Annotated in this window: 18 protein-coding genes; 5 read left to right on the forward strand and 13 right to left on the reverse strand. The window is 59.7% G+C overall.

Going from position 1 to position 19,300, the window contains the following annotated elements; translation table 11 throughout:
- Positions 1-74: 74 nt before the first annotated feature.
- From smpB to RIF72_RS00815, 12 genes are all read right to left on the reverse strand, one after another.
- A complete protein-coding gene (gene smpB, locus RIF72_RS00760) occupies positions 75-545 on the reverse strand; it encodes an SsrA-binding protein SmpB (RefSeq protein ID WP_017198498.1) in 471 nt (156 codons plus the stop codon).
- Positions 546-621: 76 nt separating this feature from the next.
- Entirely contained in the window at positions 622-2,037 is a 1,416-nt protein-coding gene (locus tag RIF72_RS00765; protein ID WP_309073000.1) for a peptidoglycan DD-metalloendopeptidase family protein, read from the reverse strand.
- Between the two features lie 55 nt (positions 2,038-2,092).
- Positions 2,093-3,007, reverse strand: coding sequence for a permease-like cell division protein FtsX (ftsX, locus tag RIF72_RS00770; protein WP_309073001.1), 915 nt, complete (start codon positions 3,005-3,007; stop codon positions 2,093-2,095).
- Positions 3,004-3,768, reverse strand: coding sequence for a cell division ATP-binding protein FtsE (ftsE, locus tag RIF72_RS00775; protein ID WP_309073002.1), 765 nt, complete (start codon positions 3,766-3,768; stop codon positions 3,004-3,006). The genes ftsX and ftsE overlap by 4 nt, the downstream gene beginning before the upstream one ends.
- Before the next feature lie 187 nt (positions 3,769-3,955).
- Positions 3,956-5,074, reverse strand: coding sequence for a peptide chain release factor 2 (gene prfB / locus RIF72_RS00780; RefSeq protein ID WP_309073003.1), 1,119 nt, complete (start codon positions 5,072-5,074; stop codon positions 3,956-3,958).
- A gap of 69 nt (positions 5,075-5,143) precedes the next feature.
- Positions 5,144-5,599 carry a pilus assembly protein TadG-related protein gene (locus tag RIF72_RS00785; protein ID WP_309073004.1) on the reverse strand — a complete coding sequence of 152 codons (456 nt, stop codon included), beginning with the start codon at positions 5,597-5,599 and terminating at the stop codon, positions 5,144-5,146.
- Positions 5,596-6,132, reverse strand: coding sequence for a hypothetical protein (locus tag RIF72_RS00790; protein ID WP_309073005.1), 537 nt, complete (start codon positions 6,130-6,132; stop codon positions 5,596-5,598). The genes RIF72_RS00785 and RIF72_RS00790 overlap by 4 nt, the downstream gene beginning before the upstream one ends.
- On the reverse strand, positions 6,113-6,535 hold the full coding sequence (locus RIF72_RS00795) for a pilus assembly protein (RefSeq protein WP_309073006.1): 423 nt from the start codon (positions 6,533-6,535) through the stop codon (positions 6,113-6,115). Before RIF72_RS00795 ends, RIF72_RS00790 begins: the two co-directional genes overlap by 20 nt.
- Before the next feature lie 8 nt (positions 6,536-6,543).
- A complete protein-coding gene (locus RIF72_RS00800; RefSeq protein WP_309073007.1) occupies positions 6,544-6,783 on the reverse strand; it encodes a hypothetical protein in 240 nt (79 codons plus the stop codon).
- 87 nt (positions 6,784-6,870) lie between these two features.
- Complete coding sequence (locus RIF72_RS00805) at positions 6,871-7,812, reverse strand: type II secretion system F family protein (protein ID WP_309073008.1); 942 nt, start codon at positions 7,810-7,812, stop codon at positions 6,871-6,873.
- Positions 7,809-8,663 carry a type II secretion system F family protein gene (locus RIF72_RS00810; protein WP_309073009.1) on the reverse strand — a complete coding sequence of 285 codons (855 nt, stop codon included), beginning with the start codon at positions 8,661-8,663 and terminating at the stop codon, positions 7,809-7,811. Before RIF72_RS00810 ends, RIF72_RS00805 begins: the two co-directional genes overlap by 4 nt.
- Positions 8,663-9,886 carry an ATPase, T2SS/T4P/T4SS family gene (locus RIF72_RS00815; RefSeq protein ID WP_309073010.1) on the reverse strand — a complete coding sequence of 408 codons (1,224 nt, stop codon included), beginning with the start codon at positions 9,884-9,886 and terminating at the stop codon, positions 8,663-8,665. The genes RIF72_RS00810 and RIF72_RS00815 overlap by 1 nt, the downstream gene beginning before the upstream one ends.
- A 283-nt stretch (positions 9,887-10,169) precedes the next feature.
- Between RIF72_RS00815 and RIF72_RS00820 the strand changes: the two genes are divergently transcribed.
- Together RIF72_RS00820 and RIF72_RS00825 are read left to right on the forward strand one after the other, a co-directional pair.
- A complete protein-coding gene (locus RIF72_RS00820) occupies positions 10,170-12,899 on the forward strand; it encodes a GH25 family lysozyme (protein ID WP_309073011.1) in 2,730 nt (909 codons plus the stop codon).
- 253 nt (positions 12,900-13,152) lie between these two features.
- On the forward strand, positions 13,153-14,499 hold the full coding sequence (locus tag RIF72_RS00825) for a hypothetical protein (protein ID WP_309073012.1): 1,347 nt from the start codon (positions 13,153-13,155) through the stop codon (positions 14,497-14,499).
- Here the strand turns inward: RIF72_RS00825 and RIF72_RS00830 are convergent.
- Positions 14,496-14,750, reverse strand: coding sequence for a hypothetical protein (locus tag RIF72_RS00830; protein ID WP_309073013.1), 255 nt, complete (start codon positions 14,748-14,750; stop codon positions 14,496-14,498). The two genes, RIF72_RS00825 and RIF72_RS00830, sit on opposite strands and share 4 nt — an antisense overlap.
- Before the next feature lie 133 nt (positions 14,751-14,883).
- Here RIF72_RS00830 and RIF72_RS00835 point away from each other — a divergent pair, with 133 nt between their 5' ends.
- From RIF72_RS00835 to RIF72_RS00845, 3 genes are all read left to right on the forward strand, one after another.
- Positions 14,884-15,447, forward strand: coding sequence for a hypothetical protein (locus RIF72_RS00835; protein WP_309073014.1), 564 nt, complete (start codon positions 14,884-14,886; stop codon positions 15,445-15,447).
- Positions 15,448-15,531: 84 nt separating this feature from the next.
- Positions 15,532-16,059 (forward strand): hypothetical protein, encoded by a 528-nt coding sequence (locus tag RIF72_RS00840; RefSeq protein WP_309073237.1) that lies wholly within the window; start codon positions 15,532-15,534, stop codon positions 16,057-16,059.
- Positions 16,059-19,142: a chitobiase/beta-hexosaminidase C-terminal domain-containing protein gene (locus RIF72_RS00845; protein WP_309073015.1), complete on the forward strand. Its 3,084-nt coding sequence runs from the start codon at positions 16,059-16,061 to the stop codon at positions 19,140-19,142. The genes RIF72_RS00840 and RIF72_RS00845 overlap by 1 nt, the downstream gene beginning before the upstream one ends.
- The last annotated feature ends 158 nt before the right edge of the window (positions 19,143-19,300 follow it).

Here is a 19,300-nt window from a genome sequence, read left to right on the forward strand (position 1 = left end):
AGAGTTTTGAACTCTCGTCGGACTACCTATCATAACGCATCCATCCGGCGGATCATTCCCCGGAGCCACGCTAGCTAACGTCGGTTGCGTTCCCGCAACTCACGCAGCGACTCACGCTTGTCCTGCTGTTCACGGAGCGTCTGGCGCTTGTCGTAATCCTTCTTGCCGCGGGCAATGGCAATCTCCACCTTGGCACGGCCGTCCAGGAAGTAGAGCTGAAGCGGCACTACCGTGAAGCCGGACTCGCGAATTTTCTGCGAAATCTTGTCCAGTTCATCGCGGTGCAGCAGGAGCTTGCGACGGCGACGTGCGGCATGGTTGGTCCAGCTCCCCTGGTGATACTCGGGGATATGGATGCCCTCCATCCACAGTTCGTCGTTGTAGAAGGTGCAGAAGCCATCAACCATGGAGGCATGACCTTCACGGAGGGACTTCACCTCTGTTCCCATGAGGGCAATGCCTGCCTCGTAGGTGTCCAGGACATGGTAGTTATGCCGGGCCTTCCGATTGGTGGCCACTACCTTACGGCCACTTTCCTTGGGCACGGTAGAACTCCTTGTTAGATGCGGATTTCAACTAGTGTACGCCAGCGCGGCACAGTCCCTGCGCGCCATCCGCACGCTAGAGAAGAGTCATGGGGTCCACTGCGGCACTGTTCAGCCAGGTTTCGAAGTGCGCGTGGCAACCTGTCGAGTTACCCGTGCTGCCCGAGTATGCGATGAGTTGCCCCGCCGATACTTGCTGGCCGTTTGCCACGACAATGCTGCTGTTGTGATAGTAGATGGTGGTCAGCGAGTTGCCTTGCACCACACCATGGGACAGTTTTACCCGCCATCCGCCGCCGTCGGCTGAGTTCCAGCCCGAGTTGAAGACCTCTCCTGCCGCCGCTGCATAGACGGGCGTGCCACATGCCGCACCGAAGTCGATGCCCGTGTGCATGTAACCACCGGTGCCATAGAAATCTATGGTGCCTGGTGGTGTTGCACGCCAGCCAAATCCGGAGGTGATGGGGACAGCACTTGCGAAGGGGTGCCGAAGGCCGAACGCTGACGGCGAACCAGCCGGCGGAGGAGAATACGGCGGTTCCGGAGGCGCAGGCCTACCTTGGGCTGCGGCTGCAGCGGCTGCCGCAGCCGCGGCCTCTTCGGCAATCCGGCGCTGTTCCGCTTCCCAGGCTTCCCTCAGCTTCCGGTCACGCTCCACGATTTCGGCGGCGACCGTACTCTGTTCGGCCTTCACCCGGGCAAGGTTGGCTTCAATGCCCGGCTTGGCAGCCTGCAGTTGTCCATTGAGGCGGGTGGTGTCTTCAATCAGCTTGTCGACTTCGGCTTTCTTGCTCGCAGCCTCGTCCCTCGCCGACTTTTCCCGTTCCAGCGCGGCATCCGCCTTGGCCTTCAGGTCCTGGATTTCTTCCTCGACAGCAACAAGCCTCGCCTGGGAGTTCACGTTGGTGGCGTTCTGTTGGGTGAGTTTGGTCATCGCCGCGTTTTGGCTGCGCATGGCCTGGTCAGCCAAATCCATGGACTCGGTCAAGCTTCCGGATTCATTGGAGCCGAACAAGAGTGCAATATTGGTGGGAACTCCACCGGACTTGTAGGCCTGGGAAGCGATCTGTCCGATCAGCTTCTTGGTCTCCGTGATCTTCTGCTTATCGCTCTCCAGCTGCTCCGTAATTTTGGCCTTGTTCTGCTGGGCAAGCTCAACCCTGGCAGCAAGTGCCTCGACTTCCTTCACCGCACTCGCCACCCGGCCCTGCGCCTCAAGCAGAGCCTGCTGTGCACCAGGAAGCCGGCCCTGGTAAATCACCAAGTCACCGGCGGCCTTTGCGATGTTTGAGTCGACAAACTCGAGCGAAGCCTGGACCCGGGCCGCTTCTGCTTCCAGCGCAGCCTGCTGGTCCTCAAGGCTGTCCGCCTGGGCTGTTGGAGCGCCTGAAAGGAGACTGACCGCCAGGCCAACAGCAAGAACCGCCCCCAGGAACCGAGCATGGCCCGACGCAAGGCGCCGACGCAGGGGGTTCGGGTCCAACGTGGTCATCAGGATTCCTTTTCGCTTGTCAGCATGGCCGTTGTTTCAATTCGGGCGTTCACGATTAGACCTTCAGGTATCGCCGGAGAGTTAAGAGGGAAGAAATGCCGGCCAGACCTGCGCCAAGGGCAATCAGTACCGGCGCGATCACCAGGACCTGGGTGGAGGAGATGAACGGAGTATTGAGGAACTGCTTCGACAAGTCGCCGTTCAGCCAGAAGTGGGCCATAAGCCAGAGCGTGACCGAGGCCAATAATGCTCCCACAACGGCGGCTATCACGCCTTCCAGGATGAACGGCAGTTGAATCACCGTCTTTGACGCACCCACGAGCCGCATGATTCCTGTCTCCCGCCGTCGGCTGAACGCGGACAGCCGGATGGTGGTGGTGATCAGGAGGACCGCACAGAAAATCATCACCGCTGCCACGCCTATGGCCGCAACCGAGGCCCCGTTCATCCAGGAAAAAATGCGCTCAAGCACTTGCCGCTGGTCACTGACCGTTTCAACACCCGGTTGTGAGGAGAACGTCTCACTGATGATTTCGTATTTTTCGGGGTTCTTCATATTGATCCGGAACGAGGCCGGCAACTGGTCCTCAGACACCGAATCCACAATCGGCGAGTTGGAGAACTGCTCCTTGAAGTGCGTGTACGCCTCGGCTTGGGACTCGAACTGGAAATCGTTGATGTAGGGCTTGATTGCCGGGGATTCCAGCATTGCCTGGAGGTTGTCCTGCTGTTCCTTGGTGGCCGAACCCGAAGCGCAGCCGACCGCCGTCGAACCGTCATTGCAGAGGAAGACTGCTACCTGGACTTTGTCGTACCAGTAGCCCTTCATCTGGTTGATCTGCATCTGCAGCATTCCTGCCGCACCGACGAACGTCAGGGAAACAAAAGTCACCAAGACCACGGAAATCACCATGGAGAGGTTCCGGCGAAGGCCGCCACCGATTTCCCCCAGGATAAACAAAAGCCTCACAGCTGTGCCCCCTGCGCACGGTTGAGCTCTTCCCCGCTGGCGTCTCGCAGCCGGCGCGATTCCCCAACCACGGGAATCATCGAGGTGTACAGCGCTTTGGCTTCGTCGCGAATGACCTTGCCGTTCTTGAGTTCCACCACGCGGCGGCGCATTTCATTGACGATGTCGTCGTCATGGGTTGCCATCACTACCGTGGTGCCGTTCTGATTGATTTTGTCCAGGACTCCCATGATTCCCATCGAAGTGATGGGGTCAAGGTTTCCGGTCGGCTCGTCCGCCAGTAAAATGCCAGGGCGGTTTACGACGGCGCGGGCGATCGCCACGCGCTGCTGCTCACCACCGGAAAGTTCATGAGGCATGCGACGTTCTTTGCCCTCAAGGCCAACCGTCTTCAAGACCTCAGGTACTGTCTCCCTGATAATCGAGCGGCTTTTGCCGATCACTTGCATCGCGAATGCTACATTCGCGAAGACGTTTTTCTGAGGGAGCAACCGGAAGTCCTGGAAGACAACGCCGATCCCGCGCCGGAGCTTCGGGACGCGCCAACTCGAAATGTTGGCAACATTCTGGCCAGCGACGTAAACGGATCCGGCCGAGGCTTTGTCCTCTTTCAGGATCAACCTCAGGAAGGTGGACTTGCCTGAGCCTGAAGCACCCACCAAGAAGGTGAATTCGCCGCGGTTGATCTCAAGGCTCACAGAATCGAGCGCCGGTCGGGCATTCTGCTCGTAGACCTTGGTGACATTCTCAAATCTGATCATGGCCCTTTAGAACCCCGCCGGACATGACATAGTCGCCCAGTCCAACAGCCGGAGCGCGGGCTTTCGATGGGGGAAGTGAGAGCACCGGCCACTCGACTATACGCACGGGTAAGCCGCTATTCGGCGGCTTTCAGGGGCGTGTCGCGGATTCCGAAGCCTCACGTGATCCGGGACACATTAGTGGTTGTTAGTTAGCCGCTGCGTTTCGGTTGCCGGTACGCCAGCGAATGCCGGCGTCGATGAAGTCATCTATATCGCCGTCAAGCACTGCCGAGGTGTTGCCCACCTCGTGTTCCGTCCGCAGGTCCTTGACCATCTGGTAGGGATTGAGGACGTAGGAGCGCATCTGGTCGCCCCAAGAGGCTTTGACGTCTCCGGCCAATGCCTTCTTTTCCGCGTCCTGCTGTTCCTTCTTAACCAGCAGCAAGCGGGACTGAAGCACCCGCATGGCGGCCGCCCGGTTCTGAAGCTGCGATTTCTCATTCTGCATTGAGACAACAATGCCCGTAGGGATGTGAGTCAGTCTCACCGCGGAGTCCGTTGTGTTGACCGACTGGCCGCCCGGACCGGACGACCGGAAGACGTCAACACGGATTTCGTTGTCCGGGATCTCGATGGAGTCTGTCTGCTCGATCAACGGGATGACTTCTACCGCTGCGAAGGACGTCTGGCGGCGCCCTTGATTATCAAAAGGACTGATGCGGACCAGCCGGTGTGTGCCGGCTTCAACGCTCAACGTACCAAAGGCGTAGGGGGCCTTGACTTCGAAGGTGGCGGATTTCAAGCCGGCTTCTTCTGCATAGGACGTGTCCATCACGGTGGTTGGGTAGCCATGGCGTTCAGCCCAGCGAAGGTACATCCGCATCAGCATCTCCGCGAAGTCGGCAGCATCCACGCCGCCGGCTCCTGCCCTGATGGTCACTACAGCTTCGCGTTCGTCATACTCGCCGGACAACAGCGTTGTTATCTCAAGTTCCGCGAGTGCCTTGCGAATCGAGGAAAGCTCTTTGGCTGCTTCCGCCATCGAGTCCTCATCGCCCTCATCCTGGCCCAGTTCCACCAAGACTTCGAGGTCGTCAATCCGGGAAGCGAGCTTGGAAAGGCGCTCGACTTCGGACTGCCGGTGCGACAACCGGGAAGTGATCACCTGGGCAGAAGCGGGATCATCCCAGAGGTCTGGAGCCCCGGCCTGCTCGCTCAGTTCAGCTATCTCAGCCTTTAAGGCATCAATATCGGTGACGTTCTCGATTGAGCTGTAAGTTGCTCGAAGTGCGCGGATTTCCGCGGGAAAATCAATTTCAGCCATGATCATCCCAGCGTACGCTATCCGTTGCGCTCCCCGATGAAGCTCCCGCCCCTGCCTGTGGGAGCTCTACTACTGGGTCAGCCGGGATCGGGCTGTTGACCTCGCTTCAATGAGAATGCCATCGGGCAGCAGGAAGCTGATTACTGGCGGATGCGCCACTGCGGTCAGGACTACCACCGCCGTAGCGCCCGGCTCGCTGCCCGTCCCCGCTGCGACGGCAAGTCGGTCATGCCGTGAAAAAGCGCCACTTGCATCGAGATAAGATCCGGTTGCGGCCACGACTCTCGCGTCGTCCAGCAATGGGGAAGGCATGCCACCTCCCCCGATATCCCCCACCATGTAGGAATCCGCGGCCGCGAGCGCCGCACCGTCAGCCAGGGACAGCAGCTTCTTGTGCTCCAGATAGACAGCCGACGCAGCCATGACCACCGAGGCCAGGAGAAGTGACAACAGCACGAACCCGACAATGAGAACCGTTATCTGGCCATCTTCAGGTGGACGCCTCTTCGACGGCACTACAGTCATTGGTAACGGCCTACAACCTGCGACGCCGATGCACTGAGTCGGCTTGCCTTCAATTGCAACACGTCCCCGAATGGCATCAAGGGCAAGGAAACGTCCAGGCGTACCGTGACAGTCACCGTGGTGCCAGCCGACAGACAATTCTCACGATCACAGTCGATGGTGATGCTGGCCTGATCAACGGAATGACCATGGTCTTTAAGGGCGACGAGGACACTGCGCTCTGCTGCCGCTCTGGCGCTTGCTGGGTCCCGTTGTGCCACGAAGACTTTAGCTGCTTGGTCAGCGGCGCCCACTACCCCAAACGACCCGCCCTGGATTCGGCCTACGGTCACCACGAAGTAGACCACGGGGACCATGAGCAGCAACGCCAGGAAGGTAAATTCCACCACGGCGCTGCCCTGTTGCTCACCAGGAGTTGGAGCGAAGTCCGACGTTTTGCCAGCCGATTCCACCGGCAAACACATGGCCTCGCGAACTCTCTGCCGTACGGCGTTCAGTAGGCGCCTCAGCCCGTCACCCTGGCAGATCTGCATGTCCCTTGACCTCCAATAATTTGGCTGGACCGATCAGGCCAACAACCGGCAATGGTGCCTTTACTGTCACTTCCAAGGTTCGGTTCCCATCACTGGTGATTTCGGTCGAGGTGACATCGCGGGCAAAATCAACGTTCAGCGCAGCACCAATCAACTCTGCGGTCCGGGAACGGGCGTCCAGTGGAGTACGGTCTGACAGCGCGCCGTATCGCGCTCCGGAGGCGGCCGCATCGACCAGCGTATTCCGGACGTGCAGAACCAGCGTCAGTTGAACAATGGACATAAAGAACAACGTCAGCAACGCACCAATCAACACGAAGTCCACCACAGCAGACCCCCGGTCGTTCTCGACTTTCAAGGGTGCCGGGTGACGACCGTCCTCGATTATGCCGCCCTTGCCCATCCCGCGTCCTACTGGCCCACCTTGCTCATTGCTTGATCAAAAAGGTCGCCCAACGCAGGTGTGGCGATGGCAAGAAGTCCTGCTACCAGGATCGCGGACATCAGCGTAATCATCACCCAGCCCGGTACGTCACCGCGCTCCCGGTCTTCCTTAGGAGGCTTCGCCCTCGGAGTAATCGCCACGAACAACCATGTGGAGCCAAGGAACAGTGTGGAGACAGCGGACAGTTTGCTTGCGATTCGTTTCATGAATTTCCCCAATGTATGTATTTCGAGAAGGTGCTGACTTGGTGTGACTGCTTGCATGGACGGTAGGGCGCATCTATGGACGGGTCGCTAAAGGCTCATTTCCAAAGCCGCAATAGCAGGGAAAGCAGCGAATACCACGGTCAGAGGGAGCACGCCGAAGACGAGCGGGACCATCATGGCGATCTCTTTGCGGCCTGCGGACTCCATGAGTTCCCTTTGTGCGGCGTCGCGGACGTCGGCCGCTTGCGCCCGGAGCACGTCTGCCAGGGGAGTTCCGCGTTCTACGGCAACCACCAAACCGTCAATAAATCTGACCAGGGGTGGCAATTCCGCTCTTGATGAAAAGGCCTTGAGTGCTTGCGTCAGCGGTGTCCCGGACCGGGTATGCGCGAGAATTGTGGCGAATTCCCCGGAGAGTTCACCACTCGAGCTGCGGCTCACCCTATCCAATGCGCCCATTGCACTCTCTCCCGCAGCAACAGCGAGCGCCATTAACTCCGCAAGGCTGGGAAACTCGGACAACATCCTTGATTCCCGTCGTTTGATCCTGAGACCCAAGACAAAATCGCGCAGCAGGTGGCCGCCGAGTGCGCTTCCAAGGACAGAAATGCATGACGCGGCGGCACTGAACCGACCGGCAGTGGCACCGGCGACTACTACAAGTACAGCTATCACGAAGGCGGCGCCAGCCCACAAAAGCTGCTCAGCCCGGAAATCCAAAGTCGTTTTTATCGAACCGGCACGGGAGAGCCTTTTGCTCAATGCCGTGGAGCTGACGTTGAAGCGGGACATGGAGGTGATCGCATCGCGGACGATTGGGCGGAGTATTCGTTCCAAGGGCCCAAACGGCGTTAGGTCTTGTGTTGGCGCGCGCAGTAGGCGCGAACCAAGATTCTGCGACTTCAACTGCGGTTCAATGCGATCCGAGAATCTTGTTCCCCGCATAAACGGGATCCGCACCAGGACCAACCAGCAGCCGATGCCGAGAGAAAGGCCGCACAACAAGGCGAAGGCAGTCGATGTGTTCATCGAAGAACCCGCTCATCCTCTGGCAAGGCGCCAATGCGAAGCATCACGGAGTAGCAGAAAACTGAGACGAGCAGTCCTCCGAGCAACACCACCGCGCCCATGCCGGAGTTGAAAGCCAGCATGGCCTCGGGCCGACTTGCCATGACCACCAGAACTATCCAAGGCGCAGCAACTGCCAGTCGGGCAGCATTGATGGTCCAGGACTGCCGGGCCTCAAGCTCACTGCGCGTCCGGGCGCTGTCACGCAGGAACACTGAAAGGGTCCCGAGCATGCGCCCGAGGTCGGAGCCACCCACTTCCCGGGTCATTCGCAACGCCTCTATGATGCGGTCGGCCACCGGATCTGCCAGGCGATCCTTGAGTCTTTTTACCGCCGCATCAAAATTTCCAGCGGCCCTGTAGTCGGCCCCAAAATCCAGGAACAGTTCCCCTAACTCTTCCGGCCCATTGTTTCCCAGTTGGATCAGGGCCTCCGGTAATGCGAGGCCTGCACGAATTGCTGATCGCAAGTGGTCCACGACATCCGGCCACAGTTGCCGAAGCGCAGTCCTGCGCTTCCGTGCGCGCCAGCGCACAGCCGCAAACGGAATCCAGGAGCCGAAAATCGCAAAGCACGAGGCCACCGGTGGGGACCCTGTCAGAACGTAGAACACCAGCAGCGCCAGCATGCCGAAGCCGGCGCAGGTCGCAAGGAGTCCGCCACCGGTTACTTTCTCGATCCCTGCTGACAGCAGGAGGTGGTCCAAGCGACGGGGCTTGGCCTTAATGGGTCCAGCCGGCGGCTGGACCCACGCGGACCACCATATGAGAAAGACTCCCAAGCCCACTACGATCCCAAGCAATGGCGCCATCAGTTCACTTCCAGGAGGGCAGCCACGTCAAAGCCAGCCTGGGCAAACTTTTCAGCGGCGGGCATGGAGTTGGCTCTCGGCTGCAGCTGCCCGGCCACCAAGCCGAAGACGCCAGAGGATTCGATAATTCCGTTTTCCACCCTTCGTCCCAAGGAGAGGATTTCGGTCACTTGCCTGCGCCCACTTGAATGGCGGCCGCAGTGCACCACAAGGTCGATGCAGGATGCCACCGTTGGCACAACGAAAGCACTGGAAATATTCGCACCAGCCAAGAGCGGAAGGGTACAGATCTTGGTGACGGCGTCGTGTGCCGAGTTGGCGTGCACAGTGCACATCCCGGGCAATCCGGAATTCAGCGCGATCAGCATGTCGAGGCTTTCGGCTTCGCGCACCTCTCCCACTACCAAGCGGTCCGGGCGCATTCGAAGCGCTTCCTTGACCAGCCGCCGCAGTGGAATTTCGCCTTCACCTTCGAGATTTGCTTGGCGGCATTGCAACCCGACTACATCGCGCAGCGGGAGCTGCAATTCAAAGATCTCCTCAACGGTGATAACTCGTTCACGGGAACCGATGCTTGCGGCCAAGCAATTCAGCATGGTTGTCTTCCCAGCCTGGGTGGCTCCCGAAACCAGGATGTTGAGTCCACTGGCTACTGCCGCACCAAGGAATCTGGCAGCTTGCGGCGTTAGGCTCCCAAGCTCTACGAGGTGTTCGAGCCGCTTCGCCCTGGCGATAAATTTCCTGATGTTGACAGCCCAATGCTTCCGGGTGATGTCCGGGATCGCTACGTGCAATCGGGACCCGTCAGGAAGGGCCGCATCCACGAAAGGGGATGAGAGGTCCAGACGCCGCCCTGAGCTTTTGAGCATCCTTTCCACGAGATCGCGCACCTGCTGCTCGCTGAGCGTTATTGCCGTGAGCTCGGATTCCCCGTTGCGCGCCACATAGATTTCGTGCGGCGCGTTGATCCACACCTCTTCGATTCCGTCATCATCCAGCAGTGGCTGCAGTGGCCCAAACCCCGATACGGCGTCAAAGATGTGTTGCCGGGCGGCTTCCAGGTGCCCGAGCGAAGGAAGGGTCCCCAGGAGTGCCCGTTCATCGTAGTCGTTGACGGCGGCATCTACGAGAAGCCGGACATCCTTTGTTTGCTCCAGCGGATCCAGCCCGCGGCGTCGAATGAGTTCCCGAACTTCTCCCTCGACAATTCTTACAGCATCCACATCTCTCCCCATGTCACGAGCCCGTAAACGAGAGGCGCATCTCGAGTCATTCACGCTAGGCGAGCGAATTCAGAGCCTCAAGTCAGTCCGGACCACGTGTGGATAACTCGTCATCATCCGTCTCGTCAGTATCATTCAACCCACTAGTCACTCCAGTTTCGGAATGTTAGGGTAAAGCCCGTTAGGAGCTGGCCTTTGGTCTCAGGCACAGGCGCCCGCCCTGGAGCTTGTCCCGAAGCCACACCATGTACCGCTAAGCCGCGATGCAGGGCCGGATGTGAAAATGAAAACTCGTTCGATGGACCCCGTCCACCGCATCCCGCTGGCACGTGCCGGCCTGGCGCTTACCGTCGCACTGCTGGCGGCTGGCAGCCTTGGAGTTCCCGCATGGGCGCAGCCCTCCGGCCCTCAACCGGCTCCGCATTCCAATACTCAGGAAAGCCCGCCGCCGCAGGGCCCCCGGCCAGCCGGCGACGGCTCTGGGTCCGCTCCGGACAGCGGGTTGTCAACGGGTGCGCCGGTGCCCGATCAGCAAGAGCGGCCGGCCGCCGTCGAACCTTCCCCCACAGTGACGAGCCCAACCGCCGTCGGACAGCCCGAAGCGCCTGCCCCAACGCCCAAATCCATGCCCGGCAACGCGCCGGACGCCGAAGCCATGAAAACGGCCATGCGGGCCGCCATTCCAGCCGGTGGCGCAGAAATGGGGCAGCGCTCGCCCAGAGTAATGGCCAAGCAGCAGAAGGCGGCTTCCCAGCCTTCCGGAGCAAAAGCAATCGGGGGAACCGTGGATTCGGCATTCCCCATGGCGGCTGACCCAGGGCACTGGCGCCCCACTATCGGCATCGCCGGACAAGACGTCAGCGCCCACCAAGGCAACGTCAACTGGCAGAACCAATGGAATCAAGGGTCCCGATGGGCATACGTCAAGGCCTCTGAAGGCAATTACTACCTCAATGAGAACTACACACAGCAGTACAACGGATCCCGCAACGTAGGAATGGTCCGGGGCGCCTACCACTTCGCTATCCCCAACTGGTCATCAGGTGCCGATCAGGCCCGATATTTCGTGGCTAACGGTGGTGGCTGGACAGCCGACGGTTACACGTTGCCGCCCGTCCTGGACATTGAGTACAACCCTTATGCCGGACGGACCATCAACGGGTTTTACTTCGGCAACACGTGCTACGACATGTCCAAAGCGCAGCTCGGACAGTGGGCGGCCGACTTTGGTAACACAGTCAAGGCACTGACCGGCCGTTTCCCGGTGATCTACAGCACCACCGACTGGTGGAATACCTGCGTGGGAAACTCCACGTTCGGAAGCTACCCCCTGTGGATCGCGTCCTACTGGAACAACCCAACGAACTCCCCCGGTAACCTGCCGGTCAGCTGGGGCAATTACACCATGTGGCAGTACAGCAGCACCGGCCCCTTCGAAGGCGATTCAAACGTTTTCAACGGCACTTATGACCAGCTTCGGACATTTGCACGCGGAGTCCCCCGCCCCTCCAGCCCCGCTATCCGATCCGGGGCTGATGTGCTTGCTGCCATGCCCTCCGGACGCCTCGACAACTTTCCGGCAGACGGCCAAGGGCGCATTACGGGACCGGTAGCCATCGGCTCTGGCTGGGGAACTGCACAATCCGTCCACGTCGTTGACTGGAACCAAGACGGAGTCCAAGACATCCTCGCCCAGTGGGAGGACGGCTCGCTTCGGGTCTTCCGGGGTGCTTCCGGTGGCGGTTTCCTGTCCCCCTTGTTGGTAGGAACCGGGTGGCAGGAGATGTCGCTCACTGTCGGGTGGTGGAATGCCAGGGATGCCTATCCGGGTGTTATCGGTCAGGATGGCAAAGGGAATCTGTACCGGTACACAAATACGGCAGGAGCCGCCCTTAGCGGAGGCGCGCTGATCGGGACCGGATTCGGAGGGCACCAGTTCAACCAACTGGACTTCGACGGTGACGGCAACCAGGACATCGTCTCCCGGACGACGGACGGTATTATGCGTCTTTACCGCTCCAACGGAGTGGGATCCTTCTTCTCCGAGCCGGCCCGGGTGATTGGCAACGGGTGGTCCGGCATGACATCGGTAAGCTCCGCAGCCGGTTTCAACGGCTCCGGTTCCCAAGGGCTCCAAGCCCGGGCTGCCAATGGTGACCTGTACTACTACCCGGCGGTTTCCGGGTCCTGGGGCAACCGTTTCCTCATAGGAGTGGGATGGAATGACGCGAATGTGATCAGCGGTGCACCGGTCAACGTAGAGACCACGCTCGGCGTCGACGCTCAAGATGTTGTGGCCGCTCGTCAAGACGGCAACCTTTACCGCTATCCCGGGTCAGGGTCCACATCCTTGCTACCGGCCGAACTTATAGGTACTCAATGGACTGGCCTTAAGGCCGGCTTCCTCACCGACTGGAACAACGACGGCGCGATGGACATTCTTGCGCAGTGGACCGATGGGCGCCTCAGCGTCTACCCCGGATTAAAGGGCCGGGGCTACGGTTCGCCCATCAGCCTTGGAACCGGTTGGAAGGACTGGACGCTCACGGTGGGTTCGTGGAGGAAGTCCGATACCCGCCCGAGCATCGTCGGCTACGATCCCGCGGGTCGCTTGTTCCACATCAGTAATCCCTCCGGCACCGGATTGGGCGCGCGTGTTCAGATTGGTACAGCTTGGGCCGGATTGGACATCGTCCAGATGGATTTCGACAAGGACTCCAACATGGACCTCCTTGCGAAGAATTACGCCGGTGATCTACTGCTCTACCGGTCAAATGGAAGTGGCGCATTGGTGCAGGCAGCGCCAAGCACCGTAGGTGTTGGTTGGAACGTGATCAACAGTTATGGAGCCATCCGTGGTTTCGCCGGGGCGGGGTCAACCGGAATCCTGGCGCGGACCACCGGCGGCGATCTGCGCTACTACCCGGTGGGACAGAATCGCAGCTGGGGTTCGCCCACCAAAGTCGGCACTGGTTGGGGTGCGCTGAGAATCCTCGCCCCCGCCGGAAGTTAGACCACGGCGTTCCAACTCGGAATTTTGCCAAGGGCCTGCGCACTCTGAAAAGGGTGCGCAGGCCCTTTCGCATTTGGCAAAACTACGTCAAGGAAACAAATAATGTTTAGGCCAAGGGACAGGTCTAAATCCCGGGATTGCGTGATCTAATGAAGGTGGTCTCACGTATTGGCTGTTCAGCGCATTCGGGAAACGGGCTTTGTTTGGGGGCAAGCGAAGGTCACCAATGCGCACAATCAAGGAGTGATCTTTCATGGCGTTTACCGTTTCAACGGCCAAGGTCAGCATTTCGCCGCCGCTTTACGTCAACCCCTATATGGCGGGGTACGGGACCCTCGACGGCGGCCGGGAGGCTACCAGCAGTGCACCCTACGAATCACTGTGGGTTCGGGCGATCATACTTTGGGAAAACGGCTCCCCAAACCTGATCATGAGCGTGGATGTTCTTGCCCTGCCCAGATCCATCCACCAACGGGCCCGGCAACGGATCCTGGCACTGGCCAGCTGGACCAACGGCGACATTTTGATCCAATCCACCCACACTCATAACGGGCCAGCCATCGTCGACACGCTTCACCCGTTCATGTGCTACGGGTTGTCAGATTTGTCGATGGTGGAGACCTACAGTCAGCACTTGGAGAACGACCTCGTGGACGCTGCGAGGGAAGCACTCAACGCCGCGCAGACCGCCGTCGCCTTGGATTACAAGGTCACGACGGTAAGCATCGCATACAACAGGGTGGGCCTTCCCTACCTTGAGAACACTGTCCCCGTCATCGTGGCACGCAAACCAAACGGCAACGCTGCGGCGGTGATTTTCAATTACGCATGCCATCCGGTTGCGGCTGGCATGCGCACGCTGTTCGACGGCGACTTTCCCGCCGGGGCGTGTAACTACATCGAAAACACCAACCCCGAGTGTTTTGCCTTGTTCCTGCAGGGAGCGGCCGGAGATCAGAACCCCATGGGAGTACCCAGCTGGGAATTGCGGGACGAGTACGCCACCAGGCTGGGCGCCGCGGTTGACGTGGCCATGCAGAGACCGGGAAGGTCCATCGGCAGCCCTCTCCAGACCAGCTATAGGGAAGTGCAGATCCCCCTGGATATAACGCCGACGACAGGCAATATGGCAGCCGTGCGCGCCGCATATGCATCGCGGCTACCCAATTTGGACGGCAATCCCGCTTGGTACGGACGCCATGCCCAGGTCATGATCGGTCGCATCGATAGCGGCAGCTATGAAACCTCGGTCGTTTGCCCCTTCCAGGTGTGGAAGTTTGGGGGCAGCCCTCAACTAAGGATTGGGATCGTCGGTGGCGAGTTGGTAAGCGGCTATGCAGCATACTTCCGGGCGAGGTTCGGCGGCGCAAACGGCGTGATCGTTGGTGGTTACGGAAACGAGTCGTGCTACTACGTACCCAGCGCCCAGTTCCTGCCGCCCTATTCTTCCGGGGGCAGCTATGAAGGCGGCTGGGACCCGGACCATCCGGGCATCGCGGGGGGCTCCATGACCGTTTACGGACATATCGCTCACTTCCGGGGCGGAACAACGGGCGTAGAAGCAACTGTCATCAACACGTTGAACTCGATGTTCGCCTAAGAACCCTCAAGGTCGAAGGCCTTGGTCTCCGGAGCAAGGCCTTCGACGTTCGCGAATCGCCATTTTGTAGCGGTATCGATACCCGATTTGCAGCCAAATTCATTGACCGGCATTCGGGTTATGGCAACCATGGAGGTGGAGGTCACCATGCGAACCCTGTACCCGGCTGCTGCCGCGCTGCTACTGCTTATTACCGGTTGTTCCAGCGCAACGTCACCTTCAACGACACCGTCGACCACGGCACCGTTCACTTCTGCACCTCCTACTTCAACGCCCTCATCAACGGCCTCATCGAGTCCCGAACCGACGGAGCCGGGCGAAGGCAGCGGACAGGGCGCCGGTGCGCCTGATGATTCAGGCCGGTTCTCGTACTTATGTTCAAGCTTGAATGAGGCCGTTCCGGACGTTACTTATACAAGCCTCGCGGAGGTTTGGGCTTCTTCGGGATACGTGCGGCTGGATTCCTGCACTGCAAGCTATGAGGGGCCCGACCCGTTCGAACCCACGGAAGATGAGGCAAGGATCATCTCCATAGCCGAGCCCGGCGTACCGGCATACGAAGGGCTTGACGCCTACTTGACTGCGTTGTCACTCTGTAGCCGCGTTAGTGACGAAGCTGCATCCGAGCTCTTCGGAGGCAGCAGCCGGCAAATGCTGCAGGCTGCCAGCGAGCTATGTCCAAGGGCGCCACAAGGAAGAATCATTGGATTCTGGTCATCCGGCGAAAGAGCCGCGGACGGCGAGTATGCGGTGACCAACGACGGCCTGGTGCCCGGAAGGTTCCACCTCCGGAAAACCCCGCCGGCGGGCTGCACGTGGTCGGTGACAGCCTCTGACGGCAGCACGAAGGCCAACGGTGGCGCGGCTGAGGGGCAATCGGGAATACTCCTTGAAGAAAAAGACGTACTGGCTAGTGACAAATGCGGAATTTGGGAGAAGATAGAGTAATGCAGCCGGCAACGGCTGGGGCGAAAATCCAACTGCATGCGGAGCTGGGGAGCATCCGAATGAAGTGGGGATCCCTCGGTGGACATGCCAAGACGCGCTATCGTCCAGCTTGGCCTAGCCGGTCTCGTTCTTTCAGGCTGCTCGGTCAAGGTCGTTGAAAATGTTGAGCCATTCAGGCTGGGCGTGACGAATGCCGGCGATGCCGACAAACCACGCGTCGAAAGACCCGAACCAGTAAAGCGCTATCAATTTGAGTGCCGCGGCATTAATGGAAATCCGCTCATCATCTTGTCGAGCCTTGAAGAGGTTTGGGCAAACACTCAATACAAGAAATTCGCAGATGTCGTCGTGACATATGTGGGCCCTCAGCCCCAAGTACTGGCAGCAGAAGAAAATGCCGCGGTAAATGTCGCACTGGAAGCAGGTGCCGCTGGAACACGCAATGACATTTGCCTTGCGATTATCAAAGCCTGCACCAGAAACAATCCACCAACCCTAAGCACGGCCCTCTATGGGCTTGGCGGCGTTCCCATCGTCAAGGGAGCGCTTACCCTGGCGCCCATGGCGCCGCAGGCCGCGGTCCTGACCAAGTGGCTGAAGGAAGTGGCGTAATGGAACAGCAGATAAGGCGCGACGGCGGATGGCGGCTTCGCGGACGCAAACTCACCACGGCATTGACCGCAACTCTTCTGACAGTTGCAGGCATGACGGCGGTGGTCTCCAGTACTCCCGCACACGCAGACCAACAGAAACAAATCATAGGAATCGGGCTTACCAAGCCGGCCGGAACCGTTCTGGACCCCATCGGCAGGATGTGGGTCTCAGACAGTGTGGCCGGATTCTGCCGGATGTCCGAACCAGTCAATGGGAACGCGGGCACCATTGAGCAAGACACGTGCTTGGGTGGAAGTCTGCCGGGAGCCGGACCCGGACCCAAAGTGCCTGGGGTCTCCATAGTGCTCGACCCGACGCCTGGCTCCGTGGGCAACGGCGACGAAACGGTTTTTATCCCGGACTCAGCAGTTGGCAGTTCGCATCTTGTACGGGCCGTATGGAATCCGCCGCTGGACCTCTTCGAATACAGCAGTACGCTGACGGTCCTCGACGGCGATGTCCGACCGAACGCAGTATCGGACGGCCCGGACGGTAACATCTATCTGTCGTTCGCCAACGCCCGATCAATCATCAAGATCGTTGATCCGACGATCATGCACCCAAGTATTGAATCCATTGCATCGGTCACCACCCGGGCACTGGGCCTTGTTGCAGCCGGTTGGGACAGCAACGGACATGTCAGTGTCTATGTTCTGGAATCCACGGGCCTCAGGGCATTCTCCGCCCCGGGCGACGGTGCAATGACAAACTACGTACCGTTGACTTCCTACAACGTCGGCATCGCGTCGTCGATCTACTACGACTACAACGCCCACATCATTTACACCGGCACGAGCAGCGGCACGACAGCAAGCACGGACAAGGTGTCACGCCTCAACCTCACCACCGGTGCAGTTGACAACCAATGGGCGCTGGGCTTCAGCAAGATCAGCGGCCTGGGTATGCGCCGTGGCCAACTGCTGGTCCTGGATGATCCCGGCCAGTTGGGCACCACTCCAGGAACCGGCAGGGGAAGCATCAGCATCCTTGGCGGCGCTGTGGCAAAAATTACTTCCGGTCCCACACTGGCGAGTGGCGCACAAGCCCCGAACCCCGGTTTCACCAACGACACCACTCCAACGTTCGGTGTGACAGCGGAGCCAGCAGGCAGCGCTTTGGAATGCTCCATGGGAGGCGCATGGGTGGACTGCACTGGCGGAACGTATACGTCAACTGCACTGAACAACGGAACCCAGACATTCTCCGTCAGGCCTGCCCCCGGCGGGATCCCGGTTTCACGGACCTTCACGGTGGACACGATCGCCCCGGCAGCGCCTGTCTTTACTGCTCCGAACAGTGGTCAAGTGGTCAACGGCAAACCTGTCCTCGGTGCCACTTTCGAGCCAGGAACAACACTCAGCTGTTCTGTTGACTCCACTGCCGATGCCGCATTCCAGACCTGTGTTCCGGGCGATACTTTCACGCTCACAACTGCGGGTACCCATACCTTAAGGATCCGCAGCACAGACGCAGCCGGGAATGTCAGCCCTGCTGCCGCACAGACCGTGACAGCTGATCTAACGGCCCCCCAGGTAGCCATCACGGCTCCGGCCAGCGGAGCTACCGTAGGAGCCGGATACCAGTTCCAGTTCGCCTCCAGCTCCCCGGATGTGGCGGGCTTCCGCTGCCGATTGGGAACCGATGCCTTCACCGCATGCACCTCACCGAAGGTCTATGCAGACATTGCCAACGGACCGAACAGGTTCGAAGTAGAAGCCCGGGATGTCGCAGGCAACGCCACCGTTGCAGGCGTCAACTTCACCGCCTTCGTGGCTGACACGACACCACCCACCGTCACAGCCAGTCCCATAGGCGGAACGTACGGTCCTGCAACCAAGGTCACACTGACCGCGAATGAAGCCGACGCCAAAATCTACTACACGGAAAATGGCGCGACTCCTACCACGGCCAGTACGCTCTACACCGGCCCCATCACGATGGGAAGCAAAACCATCACGTACATGGCCATCGACGCATCCAACAATGCCTCCGCACCCCAAACCCAGGTGTACGTGTTGGACAATGTTGCGCCAACCGTGACGGCCAGCCCACAGGGCGGAAACCTCACCCTCGGGCAAAAGGTCACTCTGACCACAGAATCCGGGGCAAAGATCCACTACACCACGGACAACTCCACACCGACGGTTTCCAGTCCCTCCGGGATCACAACGGTTACATTGACTCCGACAGCCACCACTACGGTCAAGTACTTCGCAATCGATGCTGCTGGAAACCAATCGCCAGTGGCCTCGCAGACATACACCCTGCCTGCGGCGCCGGCCAATACCTGGAAGGACTACAACTCCGACGCCAAGAATGACGTCTTGGCCAGGGACGCGGCCGGTACGTTGTGGCTCTACCCGGGAAACGGCACAGGTGGATGGCTGGGCAAGGTCAACACGGGTACGTCGTGGAACAACTACAACCTGATTGTCCCAACGCGGGACTTCAGCGGAGACGGACGAAGTGATGTCCTGGCCCGGGACGCATCCGGGCAGTTGTGGCTCTTCAAAGGAAACGGCGTCGGCGGCTGGCAACCGCCTGAGATAGCAGGCGCAGGCTGGAGCGGCATGACGTCCGTGATCGCCCCCGGCGATTTCAGCGGGGACGGCAAGTCCGATGTCCTGGCGAGGGACTCCTCAGGTGTCCTGTGGCTCTACAAGGGCGACGGCTTGGGTAAGTTCAGTGCCGGGCGGACCCAAGTAGGGGCAGGCTGGAACGTCATGAATGCCATATTCAGCACGGGCGATTTCAACGGCGACGCGAAGTCGGATGTGCTGGCCCGGGATACTGCAGGTGCCCTGTGGCTCTACCCTGGCAATGGCAGCAGTGGCTGGGGCAGTCGCTCCCAAATCGGAAGCGGATGGAACGGCATGACGGCGTTGCTCGGACCGGGAGACTTCAACGGGGATGGCAAAACTGATGTACTTGCCCGTGACGCCAACGGCAACCTGTGGCTCTATCCCGGCAATGGTTCCGGGGGCTGGCTCGCTTGGCGCCAGGTAGGCAACGGATGGCAAGGATTCACTTCGCTCCCCTGATAAGGACCGGACATAGCTTGCCGTTTTGAGGGGTGCATCGGAGAATGTCCGGTGCACCCCTTTCGTCTGCTGTCAACGCTGAAACCCCTGCCCTTCCACAGAAGGTATCCAACAATGAACTAGACTGAGGGTTTGCAAGGAACTCGTGACAACAGCGT

It is taken from the genome of Paenarthrobacter sp. (assembly GCF_031180005.1).
In the GTDB taxonomy this organism is placed as follows: Bacteria; Actinomycetota; Actinomycetes; order Actinomycetales; family Micrococcaceae; genus Arthrobacter.